This is a genomic window from Simiduia sp. (assembly GCF_058345725.1).
Genome location: NZ_JBTUOC010000014.1, coordinates 101,315 through 121,830, shown reverse-complemented (window position 1 = coordinate 121,830; position 20,516 = coordinate 101,315). Strand labels below are relative to the sequence as shown.

Sequence of the window (20,516 nt, the reverse complement as noted above, 5' to 3'; positions counted from 1 at the left end):
AGCGGTGGTTCACGCGAATTTCCATACGGCATAAGGTGTTTGCCATTGTTGTGGTCAGCTTATTAATTACTATGGCCATATCCACCCTGGCCTTTGTCCTCTACGATAGGCACCATGCGGAGCGCTCACTTGCCAACAATATTGCGCTCATTGCCAGCTTAACGGCAAAACGCAGTTCTGCAGCCTTGGCCTTTTCCGACAAAAACGCCCTCAACGAAAACCTGTTGTTGCTCAAATCGCTTCCCGGCTTCATGGCTGCCTGCATCTACGACAGGCAGCTCAATCTTTACAGCCAGGTAGTGAATAGCCAATCGCCCTTTGGTAGCTGTCCCTCTCTGGAAGCGGACAGCGCGGGCAGCCGGTACCCCCATATTGGTCATCACTATGTGGATGTGCTGGCCACTATCGATCGGAACGAGCTTATCTACGGCCGTTTATTTCTGCGCTACAGCCTTGAAGAGGTGGCCGCACGTACCGCGCTTTTCGCCTGGGTCGCGCTGGGAATTTCCCTGCTTTCCATACTTTTCGCGCTGATTTTTTCTCACCGTCTGCAGAGTGCGCTGGTGCGCCCCATACTGAGCTTGAACGCCACCGCCGATCGGGTAGCACAGTCCCAGGACTACGGCCTGCGAGCGACCCAACTAAGTCAGGACGAAGTGGGCAACCTGGTAGATTCCTTCAACAGCATGCTGCAGCTAATCCAGGAAAAGCACCACAACTTAACGCAGGTGATCGAAGAGCTCGAAACAACGTCAGCCGAGCTTAAACGCATGGCAAATGCCGCAGAGCACAAAGGCGAAGAGTTTCAGCAATTACTTGCCAGCGCCAGCCACGACCTTAGGCAGCCTCTGCAGGCTATGGCAATTTTTGTGGACGCATTGAAATCGAGCGCCAGTAAAGAACAAGCTCAACTGGTGGATAAGCTCGATATCGCCATCGATAACATGAGCCAATTATTTTCTAATTTGCTGGATTACTCGCGCCTGCAAAGCAAGCAGCGCGATAGCATTCAAACCCACCCTGTCAACCTCAAAAAACTTATACTGCGGGTGTCGCACGAATTCGAAGCCATTGCCAACCGGAAAAATCTTTCCATGCGATTTCGGGTAGACGACATCACCCTGACAACCCATGAAATCACTCTGGAACGCATACTCAGAAATTTGTTAAGCAATGCAATCCGCTACACGGAACAGGGTGGCTTGCTCATTGCTTGCCGAGTGAGACGCACCCATTTGGCCATCGACATTTACGATACGGGCATCGGCATTGAGCCCCATTCACTCGACGCAATCTTCGAAAGCTATGCCCAGGTTAAACACAAAATTGACGCGCACAAACAGGGTGTTGGCTTGGGGCTGGCCATTGTTATGCGGCTCATCAAAACTCTGGGCTTCACGCTGGACGTTAAATCCACACCGGGACAAGGCTCGCTGTTTCGCATCGGCATCCCGCTATCCGCACTAGTGACACCCGCACCGCAAACCGCGTTTCTCGCATCGAACAACAGTTTACAACAGGTGTTGTCGGGCAAGCGGGTATGCCTGCTGGAAGATGATCCGGCCATACTCGCGGATTTGCAGCAATTGCTGACCCGCTGGGGCGCTCAGGTATTTCCCTTCGAATCACTGCAGGCACTGAAACAGGGTCTACCCGTGTTCCAGGTGTCGCCCCCGCACCTGGTGCTGACCGATTATCAATTAGGCACAGTAGATACCGGTATTGATGCCATAGATCTAATCCGCGTAACGTGTAATAGCCCGATTCCAGCGCTGTTTATTACCGGCATCGAAGATACCGCTGAACTACAGCTGCTGCGCGCGCAGGGCTATAGCGTGCTGCGCAAGCCCGTAAAACCGGCCAAGTTGCGCGCCATGCTCAGTTTTATGATTAGCACACCCGATTGACTTCATTACTTGCGTGGTAAATGGCGGGGATCGGCCTGGGAGCCGCGCCTTACCAAAAAAAGGGGCCATGGGGCCCCTAAAATCAACCTGTCTTTTGCTATTCCAATCCGGCCATACCGGCGCCGGCGGCATTTGCGCGCGACTCCTCGGCCTTATCTGCTACCATCACTTCTGTAGTCAGCATTAGGCCGGCAATCGAGGCCGCGTTTTGCAACGCAGTACGGGTCACCTTGGCGGGGTCGATAATACCCATCTCCAGCATGTTGCCATAGGCCTCGGTTTGCGCGTTGTAGCCGTAGGTGTCGTCGTTAGCACTGCGCACCTTTTCGAGTACCACAGACGGTTCGACGCCCGCATTGCGCACTATCTGGCGGAAGGGCTCTTCCATCGCCCGCAGCGCAATCTTGATACCCACTTTCTGGTCGTCGTTGGCTGGCTGCAAATTGGCCTTGTGCACGGCATCGGCGGCGCGAATCAAGCTGATACCACCACCGGGTACTATGCCCTCTTCAACGGCTGCACGGGTGGCGTGCAAGGCGTCGTCCACCAGATCTTTTTTCTCCTTCATTTCCACTTCGGTGGCAGCCCCCACTTTAATGACGGCAACACCACCGGCCAATTTCGCGACACGCTCTTGCAGTTTTTCCCGATCGTAATCGGAATTAGTGGCCTCCATTTCGGTCCGGATGTGGGCAACGCGCGCTTCGATTTCGGCCTTTTGACCGGCGCCGTCAACCACAGTGGTGTTGTCTTTATTGATCACCACACGCTTGGCGCTACCCAGCTGCTCCAGCTCAACTTTGTCGAGGGCCAGACCCACTTCCTCGGAGATAACGGTGGCGCCGGTCAGGATGGCGATATCTTGCAACATGGCCTTGCGGCGATCACCGAAACCCGGCGCCTTAACGGCTGCCACTTTCAAAATGCCGCGCAGGTTGTTTACCACCAGCGTCGCCAAGGCTTCACCCTCAACATCTTCAGCTATCAGCAATAAAGGCCGACCGGCTTTGGCGACAGCTTCTAAGATACCAAGCAGATCGCGAATATTGCTGATCTTTTTGTCGCACAACAGCAAGTAGGGGTTGTCCAGCTCCACCTGCATTTTGTCTTGGTTGGTGATGAAGTAAGGCGACAGGTAGCCGCGATCGAATTGCATACCCTCCACGACTTCCAGTTCGTTTTGCAATGACTTGCCTTCTTCAACCGTAATGACGCCATCGCGGCCCACCTTGTCCATGGCCTCGGCCAATATCTTGCCAATGTCTTCATTCCAGTTGGCGGACACAGTACCGACCTGACCAATTGACTTGCTGTCGTTACAGGGTTTTGCCAAGGGTTTAAGCGATTCGATGGCCGCTTTTACGGCGGCGTCGATACCGCGCTTTAAATCCATTGGGTTCATGCCCGCGGCAATAGCTTTGTGGCCTTCGCGAACCAATGCCTGCGCCAACACTGTGGCAGTGGTGGTACCGTCTCCGGCCACATCGGCAGTTTTTGAGGCTACTTCTTTGACCATTTGCGCACCCATATTTTCGAACTTGTCTTTTAGGGTAATCTCCTTGGCCACAGACACACCGTCCTTAGTTACCCGGGGCGCCCCAAAGCTTTTCTCCAGAATGACGTTTCGACCTTTGGGCCCCAAAGTCGCCTTAACGGCATCCGCGAGAATGTTTACGCCGGCTAACATGCGCTCGCGCGCGTCTTTGGAAAAGCGAATATCTTTGGCACTCATGCAGCTTTCTCCTGCGCAACTTCTTCTTCAATAATGGCGAGTACATCGGATTCTTTTAACACGACATAGGTTTCGCCATCGATTTTAATCTCCGAGCCGGCGTACTGACCGAACAGGACGCGATCGCCAACGCTTACCGCAAGCGCTCGCAAATCGCCATTGTCCTGTGGTGCACCCTGGCCCACGGCAATCACCTCGCCCTGCGTGGGCTTTTCGGCGGATTTTTCTGGAATGACGATACCGCCTTTCGTTGTGGTTTCCAGCGCGAGTCGCTTCACCACTAGGCGGTCGTAGAGCGGTTTAAAATTCATAGGATTTCCTCCCATAACAATACATAAAATGCACACATGAAAGGATGGCTAAGGAAGGGTTTCCTTATCCTCCAAGGCGGAAAATAGGCGCGCCCGTCTATTTTTCAAGGGGACTAAAATCAGCACTTTAAATAATATTTTTTTATTAAAAACCTGTTTTATATGCCCTTGCACAACCTTAAAAGATGCCACTATAGTTATGAACAAGGCACAGCTTTATATCGGTACTTGCTTAGCAAGTGGAGGATAGCGCATGCATCAGGCAACCTTTCACAGCACTCTGGCAGATTACTTTCGCGATCGGCTGCACAATCTGGCGGAGGAGGCGCCGGTAAAACCCCAAACGGACACCCTTTGGTACCTGGGCAGCATGATGGCGCGCCTGGGCGACAGCCGGGAACTGTTTAGCTATGAAGACGGCCAAATGGATATCCGGCCCTTGGCCCTACTCTATCAAGACGCCAGAGATACCGACGCCCACTGGGAGCGCTGCCAGCTACTGCGCCAGCTGGGCGATCTGGCGCTCTTTCTGGGGGCCCTGTTCCCGGATAACTTTTCCCGCCGAGGCATCGGCAAAGACTACATTATCGGTATGGGTACCAGCGCTTACGACTATTTAGCGGACCATGCCAACGACAATAGACATATCTTTTCAGAATTAGCTGCCACTTTTGCGAGGCTTTTGGAGCTGGTTGCCAAAGCCTGCAACCGAGAAGGAAAACTAAACGCCGAAGAGTTACTGGCCATTTACCAGCGCTATCGGCAAACCAACGATCCGCTGCTAGCCAAGCAATTGCACATGGTCGGCATAGCGCTGCCGCCAAACAGCCGATTGCAGTAAGCGCTGCGCACCGGATTATCGCGCCAAGGGCAGCGAGCTCATTAAATTAGCCACTTCAATGTTAATCTCCTGCTGGCTGGTCTGCTGCCCACCTACGGTGCGCCTGGCCACTAAGTGCCAAACCACTTCACCAGAGGCATAATCCTTCGCTTGCACCACTAGGCGACCCTCTGCGCTATCGGCGGCCGAGGGGCTCACGTCCAGCTCCTCCGGTGCGCCGAGCACATGGGCATTACACAAGCCAAATGCAAATGTCAGCACCAGGTCGGGGGCGGAGGTAACTAGGCGATAGCCACGCTCGCGCACGCCCTGGCCAATAGCCTCCTGCAGCACTGCGCTCATATCGGGCCGTCGCGCCTGGCTGTTTCGGTGAGGCTGAACTTGTACCCGGCGATAATGTTCAAAACGCGCTGATTTAGAGATCCAATGTTTTTGCGGCGACAGGTAGCGAACGCTGGTTTCTGCGCCCGACATTTTAAACCGGAGGCCCAAATCGATACGCGAGTCGGCCAACCGCAAGCCTTCGGCACGGGTAATTTTTCCAGCGGAAATCAGTTGATACAAAGAGTCATCAAAGGTTTGACAGCTGGCGTCATCGCCGCTGCTCATGGCATCTTTCAGCTGATCGTGTTTTCCCTTTTCTATCAGTTCGGCTATGTAGGGGGTATTGAGCATAACCTCCACAGGTGTCACCCGCTCCCCGTTCACGCCCTGCGCCACCCGCTGACTCAAGACGCCCAATAAATATTGCGATAGATCCTGCCGTACACGGGCTTGTTCGTCGGCGCCAAAGCAGTTTAAAAAGCGATCGAGTGCCTGGTTGGCATTGTTGGCGTGCATAGTCGCGAGGCAGAGGTGACCCGTTTCCGCATAGCGCATCGCTTGACGGGCAGTTTCCGCATCGCGAATTTCACCAATCATGATAACGTCTGGCGCTTCGCGCAAACCAAAACGCAATGCATCTGCATAGCTGTGCGTGTCTATGCCAATTTCACGTTGACTAATCAGCGACTGCTTGTGCACGTGCGTATATTCAATGGGATCTTCAATGGTCAGGATATGCCCGGCGCGGTGACTATTGCGGTAGTCGATCATGGCGGCCAGTGTAGTGGATTTACCCGTGCCCGTGGCGCCAACCACCAGAACCAGACCGCGCTCGGCCATGGCTAAATCGTGTAACACATCGGGCAGCCCCAGTTCCTGTATGCTGGGAATCTGGTCTTTGATATAGCGCACCACCAGCGCCAATGTGCCTTTTTGGTAATAGACATTTAATCGAAAGCGGCCAATTCCGGGAAATGCCAAACCAAAATCCAAGCCTTTGTCCTGCACCAGTTGCCGGCGTTGCGGGTCAGTCAAGAGTCCGTCCACCAGTGCCTGAGTATAAGCCGCCTCCAGCGCCGGGCCGGAGAGAGAATGAAACTGGCCGTTGACCTTAATGGTGGGTGGAGCCCCGGCATTAACATATAAATCCGATGCCGATCGCGCCACCATGACCGACAGTAAACTCTTCAGCTCATCCACAGACGGGCCCTCTGATTGGAACCTGCAGTATAGTCAAACTCCGGAGCCCCACAGGCAATCGATTTGCCCGCAGTTTCTAACGGCTACAGACAGCCGCTCAAAGATGCCGGTTATAGACCCTCTTTAGAGATGGGATAGAATGCCTCGAGTGCCATTTACCACGCGTATAAGCTGATTGAAAACCGAAAAAATGAACTGTGAAAAGAGATCAACGTTAAGTGCAGCAAACACGACAATCAGCGCACTAAAATACAAAAGTAGCTATCATTCATCGCTCTCGTTAGTGAGCCAAAATGCGCGTGTTAAGCCTCCTTCATCGCCCCTGAAACAGCACCTTAAATAGCACAAGAAAAATTGCGTCAATTGACAATTAAAGCAGTGGAAAAAACCTACCCTTAACATAAACAGCGAATAGCGCGCCATTTCGAAACGTTACCAACACACGGAATAGAAAACCAAATTACCGGGTATCGTTTGAAAAATCTGATCCTACTTATAACTTACCGGCAAGCCACTTCAAGTGGCTTCTATCCTTAAATAATTTGGGCACGATAGGCAAGATAGAAAGCCGAATTTCTACCGCATTCCATCTTACTGGCCAAAGTATTGCGAGCAAAGTAAAGTCAATGAACAAGCCTTCAGTCTTGGCACATAAATTCGCAAGCGACGTCAAAATACACCAACACATGATTCGCCAAGGGTGAATCTCATCACCGATACCAGACCGACAATATTCAATAGCATGACGCCCTTCGCTCGTAAACGTCTCAGGCCATTTTCAAATGTCCCAGAGGGTGGGAAGAATAATCCATGTCACAATAAGTTCATACGACACGGCTACCCTTACAGGGATACCTGCGTAAAATTATTACAGGACCGGCGCCGCCTAAATATATACATGTAATCTCTATGTACGACTGCCCGTCCACATAGAAGCGATTTAGCTATCCACACCAGTTAAATCACGCCATTAAAAACAGACGTCCTGCAAGAAAAACTCAGACATAAGTAGCAAATGGATTGAATTTGGCATCGGGCAGCATAATGCCTATGCAACGCCGAAAAGCGCTGCGCTAGTATTCTTAAAAAATTTCACTGGCGATACGCAATCTTACCCACACCACACAGATACTCGCTGGAGTACCGGATAGAAAATTATGGATAATTTTCGAAATTACAGAAGCGAACCATTATTTCATTTTGTAATTATAGGATCACTGCTATTTACGATCTACGCCTTGACCGCGAAAACATCCGACACCAGTGAGAAACATATATCGGTAGGTGCTGACCGCATTAACCAGTTAAAATTCGAGTTTTCTCAAATTTGGCACCGAGACCCCACCAATCAGGAAGTCGACGGATTAATAGATAACTACATCACCGAGGAAATACTTTACCGTCAGGCGTTGGCCTTGGGCCTGGACGCCAATGACAAGGTCATACGGCGACGTTTAAGGCAGAAAATGGAAGTCCTTCTCGTGGATATGTCGGACAGGTACCAGGCCGATGATCGCGAGCTAATGCAGTTTATTCAAGATCATCCAGAGCGATTTACCCATGATGCCGCTTACAGCTTTGAGCAGGTCTTTATCCCGATCGATGGACCGCCATCGAAAATAGACAAAAAAATCGCCAGCCTGGAGCAACGGCTGCGCGCAGGAGAACAGGTGAGCGGCGACAACGCGCTGCTTGCAAAGGAATACCAGTCGGCATCTGCCGCCCACATAAACCAAGTGTTTGGAGCCGAATTTTCGAAAGCTTTAAATAAATTACCTACCAACACCTGGCACAGGGTGAACTCTAGCTTGGGAGCACACCTCGTAAAAGTGCGGGACATAGAACCCGCCCGCCTACCTGAACTGCAAGAAATTCGAAGTCTCGTAGAGCGGGAGTGGCAAAACGCCAAATATCAAGAATCAAAATCCGCAATACTTAATAACCTTAAGTCAGACTATAAAATCCAAATAGAGTCTTAATCGTATTATCTAAAAGGGCTGCGGCAAATGGCAAGGCAACTTTATTGTAGATTTAATACTGTAATTACTGCCTTGCTATTATTGGTAGCTTGCCTGTGCACCAGCACGACTGTTGCCGACAATTTGCGCCCGGCCTACCTGCGACTTACCGAGATTGACCCGGGTCGATTTCATGTTATCTGGAAGGCACCCGCTCCAAACCCGTACCAACGCCCTCAATTAACCGTACACCTGGACGAGCAAGTAATAACTGTTAGCGAGCCAATAGTCGGCATTGTGGGCGACACCCTGTCACAGCGATGGACAGTTACCCACCATGAAAGCTTGGCCGGAACCGAGGTGCGCATTGCAGGCATGACCTCGTCAATGGAAGCACTTTTGCATATTGAGTTTCTCCACGGCTCGCAACTCACCCATAGATTAACGCCCGACAGCCCAAGCTATCGAATTGAAGCGAACCCCGGCACCTTTAAAGTCGTCACCACCTATCTCGAATTAGGAATAGAACACATTTTGTTGGGCATAGATCACCTTCTGTTTGTACTTGCGCTATTACTGGTGGTCTCTAATGTTCGCACGCTTGTTTACACAATTACCGCCTTTACAATCGCGCACAGTATTACCCTTAGTCTCGCATCGCTGAATATTATCTCACTGCCGGTACCGCCGGTAGAGGCTTGTATTGCATTAAGTATTTTATTCCTGTCTACGGAAATCATTCGCTCAAAACAGGGTCACTCAGGTCTGACAATGCGCAGTCCATGGCTCGTTGCATTTATATTTGGTCTCTTACATGGCCTAGGATTTGCTGCGGCGCTTGGCGAGATTGGGCTACCTAAGGCAGACATTCCGACTGCACTTTTAGTGTTCAATTTAGGGGTTGAAATAGGCCAACTGCTGTTCGTCGGTTGCATACTAGTATTGATGCATATTACAAAACGAGTCACCACTAATTTTCATTGGAACAAAACACCACGCTTTGTCACACAGGCACCTGCCTACGCCATGGGTTCTATAGCTGCCTTTTGGACCATTGAACGCGTAGCAAGCTTTTGGATATAACCAACAGGGAACACAAACATGTCGCCATTTTCTCACTTACTCTCTGCGTTTGGACTAATTATCTTCACGGGTGCGCTTACAGACGCACAGTATGCGGCGGCTGAGGGAAAACAGCGTAGCGGCGACAAGGCCGTTCAATCCGCCTACTCACCACACACCAATAAAAAACTGCCAATCAGGCCATTTTTTGGCGACACGCACCTGCATACATCCTACTCAACTGATGCGGGTATGATTGGCGCAAGCCTTGGGCCTGAAGAGGCTTATCGTTTTGCCCGTGGCGAGCAAGTCATCTCCAACACGGGTTTGCCAGTGCGATTGCGTCGGCCATTGGATTTTCTGGTGATTGCAGATCACGCCGAGAACTTAGGGCTTGCGCCCGCCATTGCAGCCAACAACCCTGCCCTGCTAAAGAACAAATGGGGGAAAATGGTGCACGGTTATGTTAAAGAAGGCACAGTAGAAGGTCAGGCTAAGGCATACGATGCCTGGGTGAGTCGCATGAATGCGCTGGATGACCCCCTTAGCGAGCTCCCTGAACTAACGAAATCAATGTGGAAGAACATCACGTCAGCAGCGGAAAAATATAATGAGCCGGGACTGTTCACCGCATTCATCGGTTATGAGTGGACCAGCATGCCCGGCGGCAACAACCTGCACCGAAACGTGATTTTTCGCGATGGCAAGTCACATGCCGACAAAGTCGTGCCGATGTCCCAATATGATTCAACTGATCCGGAGGCGCTGTGGGCCTGGATGGCAAACTATGAAAAATTGACCGGCGGCCGAGTGCTGGCCATACCGCACAATGGCAACCTCTCCAATGGACTCATGTTTGACGATATAACCCTTACGACCAAGGCACCCATCAACGCAGATTACGCCAAAGCCCGCATGCGCTGGGAACCCCTGTACGAGGTAACTCAAATGAAAGGCGATGGCGAAGCCCACCCGTCGCTATCGCCAGACGATGAATTCGCAGATTTCGAAACCTGGGACAAATCCAGCTTTGGACCAAACCCTAAGACGCCCGACATGCTACCCAAGGAATACGCACGGGAAGCTTTTAAGCGCGGCTTGCAGTACGAGCGTAAACTCGGTGAGAATCCGTTTAAATTTGGCCTTATAGGCTCGACAGATTCGCACACAGCACTCTCCACTACCGAAGAAAATAACTTTTTTGGCAAAGTACCCGGCCTGGAACCCAGCGACAACGCCATTCGTTTCGAAGAAGTGATTGCAGGCCGTCCCGCGCCTCAAGGCTCACAAATTTTTGCGCGCGAGACGAGCGCATCAGGTCTTGCCGCCGTATGGGCCACGGAGAATACGCGCGAAGCGCTTTGGGACGCCATGTCGCGCAAAGAGGTCTATGCAACTACCGGCACCCGCATTTCGGTCAGGGTATTCGCAGGTTTTGACTTCTCTCAACAAGACCTTGAATCTTCAGATTTTGCCAAAATTGGTTACGCTCGCGGTGTGCCAATGGGCGGCAATCTTGCAAAACCCTCGAGCACAGTAAAACCTAAGCTCCTTATTAAGGCCATGCGTGATCCAGACGGAGCGAACCTGGATCGCATTCAGGTAGTTAAAGGCTGGCTAGATAAAGAAGGTGAGGTTCACGAAAAGGTCGTGAATGTTGCCTGGTCGGGCGCACGCAAAGCCAATAGATCGGGAAAAATACCCGCTGTTGGAAATACTGTAGATGCAGCAAATGCAAGCTACGTAAACAGTATTGGGGCGTCCTATTTGTCAGCCTTCTGGGAAGATAAGGAATTTAGGCGCGATCAGCCCTCTTTTTACTACGTACGGGTTCTCGAAATCCCCACGCCCCGCTGGACCACTTACGACGCTAAATTTTTCAATAAAACGCCTCCAGCCGACGTACCGGCGAGCATTCAGGAGCGCGCGTACACGACGCCTATTTGGTACCAGCCAGAGAGTTGAAAGCAATGCCCACAATCACGCCATAATTAGCTAAATAGACTCCGCAATGAGTAGTCAGCTCAGGTCAGACTTTCGCAATAAAGGCGAGAGGACTACCGAAATCGCGCGTTAGTTTACGTAAACTTAGCTCGAGCAAGTGTGATTTAAAAGCCAAGCACATTCCATTGCCGCCCCTTGAAGCAGGCGGCAATGCGTCACCCCGATAAACTTCGCTAACTGTCAGCTCCTAAAATTGCATTCACAATCCGCTTGACGGCACTTTGGACGCCTAGCCGGCATGCATCCGCGACCACTGAGCTCGTTTCCTACTCAATGCGCAACAATGCTTCGGCTGCGCCGCCGACCTAGAGCGAAGGCTGCACAATCACGCTTTGTTTAACTCGGTTAGTCAAATCTTCTGTTCCACACACCAATAGTACCGGCGCTGCAATAGTCTATACATGAACCGGTGAAGAGTAGCTCCTAGTGCGGGGCTTACGGCCAGCACTTTCGATAGACTTCCGCCCAAACAAACCGACTCGCAACAGCAAGTCTTTATCGCCGTTTCAAATCAGCTCCCCAATACCTTTACCTTAATCTTCTTAACCAGTGGCTAGATTTTTATCCGGTTAGCCAGTCAGCACTTTTAACGATCAATACGCTGCTGCCAGCGAAATTTACCCGCTCTAACAAAGCCAGTGATTTCCGGAGGACGACAGCTCAACGGCTCTAACATTTGACAACTTAATAAGTCGCAATGGGAATCTTCGCACTGCCTCGGCAACCGCGAGAAAAAACGTAATGGCCGCTAGCAGGAGCCCACGAGGTAAGGGCCAAACCAACGTCTTTTATTTAGAGCATAGCGATGCCTCTATCCGACATGCTCGGGCGAACCACGCCATTTTGTACTCAGCCGTTATTCGATCGGACACCAAGCAGATATATAGGTCTGACCTCTACTTCAAAACAGTCGTACCAAATAACCACTACACCTCCCTAATCATGCCTCGCAAAGAGTATATTCATGCTCGACTAAAGCCTATGTTTTATATAGATATTTTCAATTTAGCGTGATTTTATTTTAATATAATTGGTTAACCAATTTAAAATGTGATCTGACTCAATTGCCAGAATTTTATTTTATGACTAGCCTAAGAGATATAATAACTTTATTTGGGCGCCCAATTTTACCAAGGTCGCCGTAATTCAACAACACAATAAAGGCAGCCAGCTTAGCCTAGCAATCACACAATACGCAGTACTGGGCGCCGAATAAAACCGTCACTTGTCTTTCGACACAGAATGTCAATTTAGATGTACCTGCATGCCTGCTCCACTGGCCACGGCGCAGAGAGGTTAACACCGCGGTAATCACGGCCATTCATTAACGTCACAGAAAATTGGCAAGGTCTACACGTCAAGACATAGGCTGCACCAATGTTTTGCGCGCTGTTGGCTGCGTCAATGTTAAGGAAACAACAATGAGAAAAATAAGAAGATGTAATCAGAGCAATATAAAATTAGCGCTTTGCGTAGGCAGCTTATTGGCGGCCAGCACAGCATTTGCTATTGAACCCGTGCAGGTTGTCGCGAGCGGAGACGATGGCAATGTGCCCGCCAACACGCTGGATAACAACCTGAGTACTCGATGGTCCGAGAACGGCGACGGCGCCTGGATTCAGTTCGATTTAGGAACACTAACGGCTTTAGAATCCGTTGCCATTGCTTTTTATAAGGGCGATCAACGCACCGCCAACTTTGAGCTGCACAGCTCTCAGGATGGCAATACGTGGCAACTGGCACAAGCCTACGTTTCCAGTGGCAACACCACCGCACAGGAGAGCTACCCGCTTGCAATTGACGCGCGCTACATTCGCATTGTGGGATTCGGCAATTCGAGTAATTCGTGGACGAGTATCACTGAAGTTGACTTCGTCGACGAAGGTATGCCCAACCCCAACCCTACGCCAACTCCGACACCGACGCCCATTGACGGCCTGCTCCCCATTGCTGCGGTAACGGCCAGCAGTGACGACGGCAACACGCCAGACAATACACTAGACGGCAGTTTAAGCACGCGCTGGTCTGCAAATGGTGACGGCCAGTACATCACCTACGATCTGGGCGCCATGTACACTCTTGAATCTGTGCGCATGGCATTTTACAAAGGCAACGCTCGCTCGGCAGATTTCACTGTGCAAGTGGGCGCTGACGGCAGCAATTTTTACACCGCATATAGCGGACAAAGTTCGGGTAACAGCACCGCGCTTGAAACATTTGATGTTACCGACCTTCCCGGCCGATTTGTCCGCATTATCGGGCACGGAAACAGTGAGAACAGCTGGAACAGTATTACAGAAGTAGAACTTTACGGCAGCAGTGATATCTCCGACTATCCCCCTGTGGCCATTTTTGAGTCGGACGACTCAGTTAATACCGGTGTCGAAATAAGTTTCGATGGTAGCGCCTCTTACGATCCGGATGGTGGCGACATCTCAACATATGCATGGGATTTTGGCGATGGCAGCACGGCCACCGGAGCCATTGCCAGCCACACCTTTACCGCCGGCGGCGATCATGTGATTACGTTAACCGTGACCGACAACGAAGGCGAGGTGCGCAGCACAAGCAAAACAATTTTTGTTGACGACGGCCTAGAAGCGCCCGTCGCCGTCATTGCGGCGCCGGCCAGCACATCGCCAGGCACCATTGTCACCATTGATGGCTCCGGCTCTTTCGATCCGGATGGCGGCGATATTGTCAGCTATGCATGGAGCTTTGGTGACGGAACCACCAGCAATCTCGCGACAGTGCAAAAATCATTTAACTTAGAAGGCGACATAGATGTAACGCTCACAGTGACCGATGACGAAGGTGCGAGCAGTAGTAAACACACCAGCATCTTCGTCTCGTCGGTCAATCCAGATGCGCTATGGGACCTATACAATGCCAGCTTTGAAGAAAGCTCGTCGTTCGGCGGATGGATTGAAGATGACCCAACCAACGTGGTTGCCACCAATGGCACATCTAATCCACAACCTGTAGACGGCGGCAGACTTCTCGTCATTAAAGGCAACGGCGGCCAGATGAAGCAATTTATCTACAAGCCCATCGCCGGCCACGTCTATCGCGCCTCCGCCTGGGTTTACGGACACGGAACCATTGGCATACAAGATATTGGCTCTAACAGCATCCACAAAGAAAGCACCAACCACGGCAATAGCTGGCAGCAAGTGCACATTGATTTTGTATCTACAGGTTCGCCCGCCTACATCTATGCCGAATACGGCCCTGGTAGCGGTAACGCCTACTTTGATGTATTCGATATCGCCGACATATCGACGGCCGACGATCTTGCCAAGACGCCCCCGGCACCGATTGTTCGCTGGCCCTCTCAGGTATTGGATTTGTCTTGGTGGAAAATCACACTGCCCATCAACAATGCCATGGAGGTCTACTGCCCAGAGTTGCTTGAATACGAGAACGGCGAGTGGTTCAAGCTAGTTCAGGACGAAGATGGTTACGCCGTGCAATTTCGTGCCAACCACGGTGGTGACACCACTGGCGGCTCGTCAAACCCGCGCAGCGAATTACGTGAACTTACCCAAAATTATCACTATCGCAATTCAAACAGCGCGGCGGCCTGGAGCAACACCAGCGGGACACACGAGATGTGGATCAAGCAAAAAGTCACTCGCCTCACGTCCGTAAAACCGCACGTTGTAGTGGGTCAGATTCACGACTCAGGTGACGACGTGGTGGTCTTTCGTATAGAGGGCCATACGGGCACCTGCCCGGAAGGTACCGAGAATGACTGGGATAACTGCGGCACACCCGGCGAGCTCAATACACACGCCAACCTATGGATCACCAACGGCAACGATCGCCACGGCTATCTACTGGACGACAACTACGAGTTGGGCACGGTATTTACGGTTAAATTCATCGCCGCCAATGGCAAAGTTAACTTTGAATACAACGGCCAGGCTGTGGACTATACCCATACAGAAAGCTTTAGTGGCGCTTACTTTAAATTGGGTAACTACACACAGTCTCACAACGGCACAGCACCGGGCGAGTCATCCAGCGCCTACGCAGAAACCTACGTGTACGACTACTACATAAAGCACACACAGTAGCACGCAGGCCCATAGCGGGTATAACGCAGTCTAAGGCGCCTTCGGGCGCCTTTTTTCTGGGTAATCTTTACCCGCACCATCATCCGCTAGCACTCTAGCAACCCGGGAATTACAGCCCATATCTTTACCCTGCAATAGAAAACAGAAGCGATAAATTGACATAGTAAGGGTTAGGCGAAATAACGCATGATACCGCAACACAAAAAAATGGGCGCCCTTAGGCGCCCTTTGGACTAACACCAAGCCTCACAATAGCAATTTGCGAATATCGCCAATCACGCCAGTGAGGTAGGTAAAGAAGCGACCGGCATCCGCACCGTTGATTGCCCGGTGATCATAGGACAGGCTCAGCGGCAACATATTGCGCGGCTCAAACTCCTTGCCGTTCCACACGGGTTTTACCTGAGCGCGGGACACACCCAAAATAGCCACTTCGGGAGTATTCACGATCGGTGTAAAACCATTGCCGCCCATGGCCCCCAGTGATGAAATGGTAAAACAACCGCCCTGCATGTCAGCTGGCATGAGTTTGCCATCGCGCGCTTTTTTGGCGAGTGCAGTGGCTTCCTCGGCCAGTTGGTACAAGCCTTTTTTATCCACGTCGCGGATTACGGGCACCATCAGACCATTGGGGGTATCTACTGCCATACCGATATGCACATAGTCTTTTTGGACGATGTGCTCACCATCGTGGTGCATAGACACATTAAAGCTGGGCTCGGCTCTCAGTGCCGCGGCACAGGCTTTTAACAGGAATGGCACGGGAGTAAGTTTCACACCGGCCTTTTCCGCGTCGGCCTTCATGCTCTTGCGGAAGTCTTCCAGCTCGGTAATGTCGGCGTCATCCCACTGAGTGACATGCGGCACATTCAACCAACTGCGCTGCATATTGGCCGCTGTGACCTTTTTGATCTTGCTCATTCTGACCATTTCAACGGGGCCAAACTTGGCAAAATCTACGGCCGGCACCTGTGGAATACCACTGCCCGAACCGGCAGACATTTTGCCTGTTTGCACGTCGTTGATAATGGTTTTCACGTAGGTGCGTACGTCGTCTTTGGTCAGGCGATTGCGCGGACCGCTGCCTTTGATCTTGGCCATATCGACGCCGAGTTGACGCGCCAATTTGCGCACCGCGGGCCCCGCGTAAACACTGTCGCCAAAACCAGCCACCGCGGCCACTTCCACATCCGCCGCCTGAGGCTGCACCGCCGCTTGCGCAGGCTGTGGAGCAGCCGGTGCTGCTGTACTGGGCGCCGTTGGACTTGGCGCGGGGGCCGCTTGACCTTCGACCTCGATCACACCTATCACGTCGCCCGCAGAAACCTTGTCGCCCTCTTTTACCGACAGGCTTTTGATTTTACCGGTAAAAGCCGATGGAATTTCCATGGAGGCCTTGTCGGTCTCCAGCACAATCAACGAGTCGCCTTCGCTAAGGGTGTCACCGGGTGCAACGCACACTTCGATAACATCCACGCCTTCGGCGCCGCCGATATCCGGCACCACCAGGTTTTGCTCGCCGGCCGGTGTCGCCGCCGACTGTGGTGCTGGCGCGGCAGCCGCACTGGCTTCGGGCGCAGCAGCGGGTGCCGGCTCACTTGCGCTGGCAGAGCTAGCGCCTGCCACCTGCATCACGCCGATGGCCGAGCCCTGCGACACCTTGCCGCCCTCTTTAACGGCCAGGCTGACAATGGTGCCAGACACAGGCGCTGGTACTTCCATTGAGGCCTTATCGGTTTCCAACACGATCAGCGAATCGCCCTCGTTCACCTGGTCGCCCACGGCCACGCAGACTTCGATCACGTCCACATCTTCGGCACCGCCAATGTCGGGCACTTCGATGGTTTGTTCGCTGCTGGCCGCGGGCGCAGCGGTTTCTGACTGTGCTTTTGACGGCGCAGCTTCCGCGGCGGGCGCCTTGGGCTCAGCGGCAGGCGCCGGCGCTTCGTTAGCGCCAGCGGTGGTCTCCACCTCCACCAACAACGAGCCTTCCGACACCTTGTCGCCTTCGCTCACCAACAATTTGGTAATTTTTCCCGCCACAGTGGCGGGCACTTCCATCGAGGCCTTGTCAGTTTCCAACACCACGAGGGATTGCTCCAGCTCGATAGTGTCGCCCACCGCAACACTCACCTCAATCACATCTACATCTTCGGAGCCGCCAATGTCGGGCACCGCGATCGTTTCAATAGCCAAGGTCTACTCCTTGCTTAATTCTGCCTGTCCAGCGAACCACGAGCGTTTACACGCTCATGGGGTCCGGTTTCTCGGAATCAATGCCAAACTGTTTAAGGGCTTTGCTCACTACCGATGCCTTGATAGCACCCTGGTCAGCCAAGGCTTTCAATGCGGCCACTACCACAAAGTGACGATCAACTTCGAAAAAGCGGCGCAACTTACTGCGCGTATCGGAGCGACCAAAACCTTCGGTACCCAGCGCCACATAGTCAGCGGGAATAAAGGCACGCAACTGTTCCGCATAGGTTTTCAAGTAATCGGTGGCGGCAATTACCGGGCCTTCCCTATCGGTTAAGCACTCGGTAATGTAGGCTTTTTTCGGCGCCTTAGCTTCCGGGTTGAGCATGTTCCAGCGCGACGTGCGCTGACCATCACGGGTCAATTCGTTGATGGATGTCAAACTCCAGATATCGGACTCCACGCCAAAGTCGTCGCGCAAAATCTCCGCCGCTGCTTCCACTTCGCGCAAAATGGTTCCCGCACCCATCAACTGCACGCGCTGACCACCCTTCTTGGTCTTCTTGCCTTCTTTCAGCAAGTACATCCCCTTGATGATGCCATCTTCGGCGCCGACGGGCATGTCGGGGTGCACGTAGTTTTCATTCATGGTGGTGATGTAGTAGAAACAGTTTTCCTTATCCTGATACATGCGCTTCATGCCGTCGTGCATGATCACTGCCAGCTCGTAACTGTAAGTTGGATCGTAGGTTTTGCAGTTTGGAATGGTGTTCGCCAATACATGGCTGTGGCCATCCTGGTGCTGCAAACCTTCACCATTGAGCGTGGTGCGACCAGCGGTGGCGCCGATCAGGAAGCCGCGCGCCTGGCTGTCGCCCGCAGCCCATGCCAGGTCGCCAATGCGCTGGAAACCAAACATGGACTAATAGATGTAGCAGGGAATCAGCGGGCAGTTGCTGTTGCTGTAGGCGGTAGCCGCCGCCAGCCAAGCAGCCATAGCACCGGCTTCGTTAATACCCTCTTCCAGGATCTGACCCTTTTTGTCCTCCTTGTAGTACATGATCTGGTCGTGATCGTGGGGCACGTAGTGCTGACCACCGGAGGAATAGATACCCAGCTGACGGAACATGCCTTCCATACCAAAGGTACGGGCTTCATCCGGCACGATGGGCACCACGCGCTCGCCGATTTTCTTGTCTTTCACCAAGGTCGAGATAAAACGCACCCAGGCCATGGTGGTAGAAATTTCCCGCTCACCGGTGCCTTTAAGCTGCGCTTTAAAGGTTTCCAGGGGCGGAATTTCCAACGCCTCAAAATCTGCCTGACGGGCCGGCAAATAACCACCCAGGGCCTTGCGGCGGGCGTGCATGTACTGCATTTCCGGGCTATCGGGCGCGGGACGGTAATAGGGAACGGTTTTCAATTCTTCGTCGGAAATCGGGATGCCGAAGCGATCGCGGAACCCCTTCAGCGATTCGATATCCAACTTCTTCACCGAGTGGGTGATGTTGGCCGCTTCGCCGGCGGCACCCAGGCCGTAACCCTTCACGGTTTGCGCCAAGATGACAGTGGGCTGACCCTTGTGCGCCACGGCTTCTGCGTAGGCCGCATACACTTTGTAGGGGTCGTGACCACCGCGGTTTAGCTTCATGATGTCGTCGTCGGACAGATCTTTCACCAACTCCAGCAGCTCGGGGTATTTACCGAAGAAGTGCTTGCGGGTGTAGGCACCGCCGTTAGCTTTGTAGTTTTGCAACTCGCCGTCACACACTTCGTCCATGCGTTTTTGCAACAGGCCGGTGGTGTCTTTTTCAAGCAGCGCATCCCAATGGCGACCCCACACCACTTTAATCACATTCCAACCCGCGCCGCGGAAGATGCCTTCCAGCTCTTGCATGATTTTGCCGTTGCCGCGCACCGGGCCGTCCAGGCGCTGCAAGTTACAGTTGATCACGAAGATCAGGTTTTCCAAGCCTTCGCGGCCGGCCAACCCGATAGCACCTAAAGATTCCGGCTCGTCGCACTCACCATCACCCAGGAAGGCCCACACTTTGCGATCGCCGCGTGGCGATAAACCGCGCGCCGAGGCGTAGCGCATCACGTGTGCCTGATAAATTGCCTGCAGCGGGCCCAGTCCCATAGACACCGTGGGGAACTGCCAGTAATCGGGCATCAGCCAGGGGTGCGGGTAAGAGGACAAGCCTGCGCCGTCCACTTCGCGGCGGAAGTTATCGAGCTGATCTTCGCTCAAACGGCCTTCCAGGAAGGAGCGCGCATACATACCGGGCGCGCTGTGGCCCTGGTAGTAAATCAGGTCGCCCAACTCATCGCCGTCGTTGCCGCGGAAGAAATAGTTAAAGCCCACGTCGTACAAGGTGGCGGCAGAGCTAAAGCTGGAGATGTGGCCACCCAAACCCTCGTCGTTATCGTTGGCGCGCATCACCATGGCGAGCGCGTTCCAGCGAATCAAGGAGCGGATGCGGCGTTCCATAAACAGGTCGCCCGGCATGCGCTTTTCTTTCTTGGGGGGAATGGTATTGCGGTAGGGCGTGGTGATTGCCGCCGGTAGTTCAACGCCGGCCATGGTGGCCCGGTCAAACATTTGCTTCAGCAAAAAGGCCGCGCGGCCATCGCCACCGTAGCGGATTACCGCGTGTAGAGCATCGAGCCACTCGCGCGTTTCGAGGGCATCAATATCCTCTGTCATTCAACTCTCCTTTCACCCGGTCTTGCCGGTTGTAGTCAACGTGTGAAATAAACAATCGAAAGAGTATAGAAGTGACGCAATGATCACTCAAAAAATCATTCTTGAGCGCGAATCGCGTCTTCTACGGTCATTCTTGTAGTTTTTTTACAAAATCAAACCCAGTAGTCGCCACTGCCATTTGATAATTGGCGGTCA

Annotated in this window: 10 protein-coding genes and 1 pseudogene; 6 read left to right on the top strand and 5 right to left on the bottom strand. The window is 52.6% G+C overall.

Features of this window, described 5'->3' with window-relative positions:
• Nucleotides 1-50 precede the first annotated feature (50 nt).
• Nucleotides 51-1,907, top strand: a complete 1,857-nt coding sequence (locus ACW8F6_RS03920) for an ATP-binding response regulator (protein WP_491574536.1) — start codon at nt 51-53, stop codon at nt 1,905-1,907.
• A gap of 97 nt (nt 1,908-2,004) precedes the next feature.
• On the opposite strand, the gene groL is transcribed toward ACW8F6_RS03920, so the two are convergent.
• Nucleotides 2,005-3,639, bottom strand: a complete 1,635-nt coding sequence (gene groL / locus ACW8F6_RS03915) for a chaperonin GroEL (RefSeq protein ID WP_491574535.1) — start codon at nt 3,637-3,639, stop codon at nt 2,005-2,007.
• Nucleotides 3,636-3,950 carry a co-chaperone GroES gene (locus tag ACW8F6_RS03910; RefSeq protein ID WP_491574534.1) on the bottom strand — a complete coding sequence of 105 codons (315 nt, stop codon included), beginning with the start codon at nt 3,948-3,950 and terminating at the stop codon, nt 3,636-3,638. The genes groL and ACW8F6_RS03910 overlap by 4 nt, the downstream gene beginning before the upstream one ends.
• 253 nt (nt 3,951-4,203) lie before the next feature.
• Here ACW8F6_RS03910 and ACW8F6_RS03905 point away from each other — a divergent pair, with 253 nt between their 5' ends.
• Nucleotides 4,204-4,791, top strand: coding sequence for a hypothetical protein (locus ACW8F6_RS03905; protein ID WP_491574533.1), 588 nt, complete (start codon nt 4,204-4,206; stop codon nt 4,789-4,791).
• A gap of 15 nt (nt 4,792-4,806) precedes the next feature.
• Here ACW8F6_RS03905 and ACW8F6_RS03900 read toward each other — a convergent pair whose 3' ends face one another.
• Nucleotides 4,807-6,315: a PilT/PilU family type 4a pilus ATPase gene (locus tag ACW8F6_RS03900; RefSeq protein WP_491574532.1), complete on the bottom strand. Its 1,509-nt coding sequence runs from the start codon at nt 6,313-6,315 to the stop codon at nt 4,807-4,809.
• Between the two features lie 1,157 nt (nt 6,316-7,472).
• On the opposite strand from ACW8F6_RS03900, the gene ACW8F6_RS03895 reads away from it, so the two are divergent.
• From ACW8F6_RS03895 to ACW8F6_RS03880, 4 genes are all read left to right on the top strand, one after another.
• Nucleotides 7,473-8,294 carry a peptidyl-prolyl cis-trans isomerase gene (locus ACW8F6_RS03895; protein ID WP_491574531.1) on the top strand — a complete coding sequence of 274 codons (822 nt, stop codon included), beginning with the start codon at nt 7,473-7,475 and terminating at the stop codon, nt 8,292-8,294.
• Nucleotides 8,295-8,321: 27 nt separating this feature from the next.
• Nucleotides 8,322-9,356, top strand: coding sequence for a HupE/UreJ family protein (locus ACW8F6_RS03890; protein WP_491574530.1), 1,035 nt, complete (start codon nt 8,322-8,324; stop codon nt 9,354-9,356).
• An 18-nt stretch (nt 9,357-9,374) separates the two neighbouring features.
• Complete coding sequence (locus ACW8F6_RS03885) at nt 9,375-11,300, top strand: DUF3604 domain-containing protein (RefSeq protein WP_491574529.1); 1,926 nt, start codon at nt 9,375-9,377, stop codon at nt 11,298-11,300.
• Nucleotides 11,301-12,760: 1,460 nt separating this feature from the next.
• Nucleotides 12,761-15,418, top strand: a complete 2,658-nt coding sequence (locus ACW8F6_RS03880; protein WP_491574528.1) for a PKD domain-containing protein — start codon at nt 12,761-12,763, stop codon at nt 15,416-15,418.
• A gap of 246 nt (nt 15,419-15,664) precedes the next feature.
• Here ACW8F6_RS03880 and aceF read toward each other — a convergent pair whose 3' ends face one another.
• Nucleotides 15,665-17,614 (bottom strand): dihydrolipoyllysine-residue acetyltransferase, encoded by a 1,950-nt coding sequence (aceF, locus tag ACW8F6_RS03875; protein WP_491574527.1) that lies wholly within the window; start codon nt 17,612-17,614, stop codon nt 15,665-15,667.
• A gap of 46 nt (nt 17,615-17,660) precedes the next feature.
• A pseudogene (gene aceE, locus ACW8F6_RS03870) lies at nt 17,661-20,321 on the bottom strand (pyruvate dehydrogenase (acetyl-transferring), homodimeric type).
• Between the last annotated feature and the right edge of the window lie 195 nt (nt 20,322-20,516).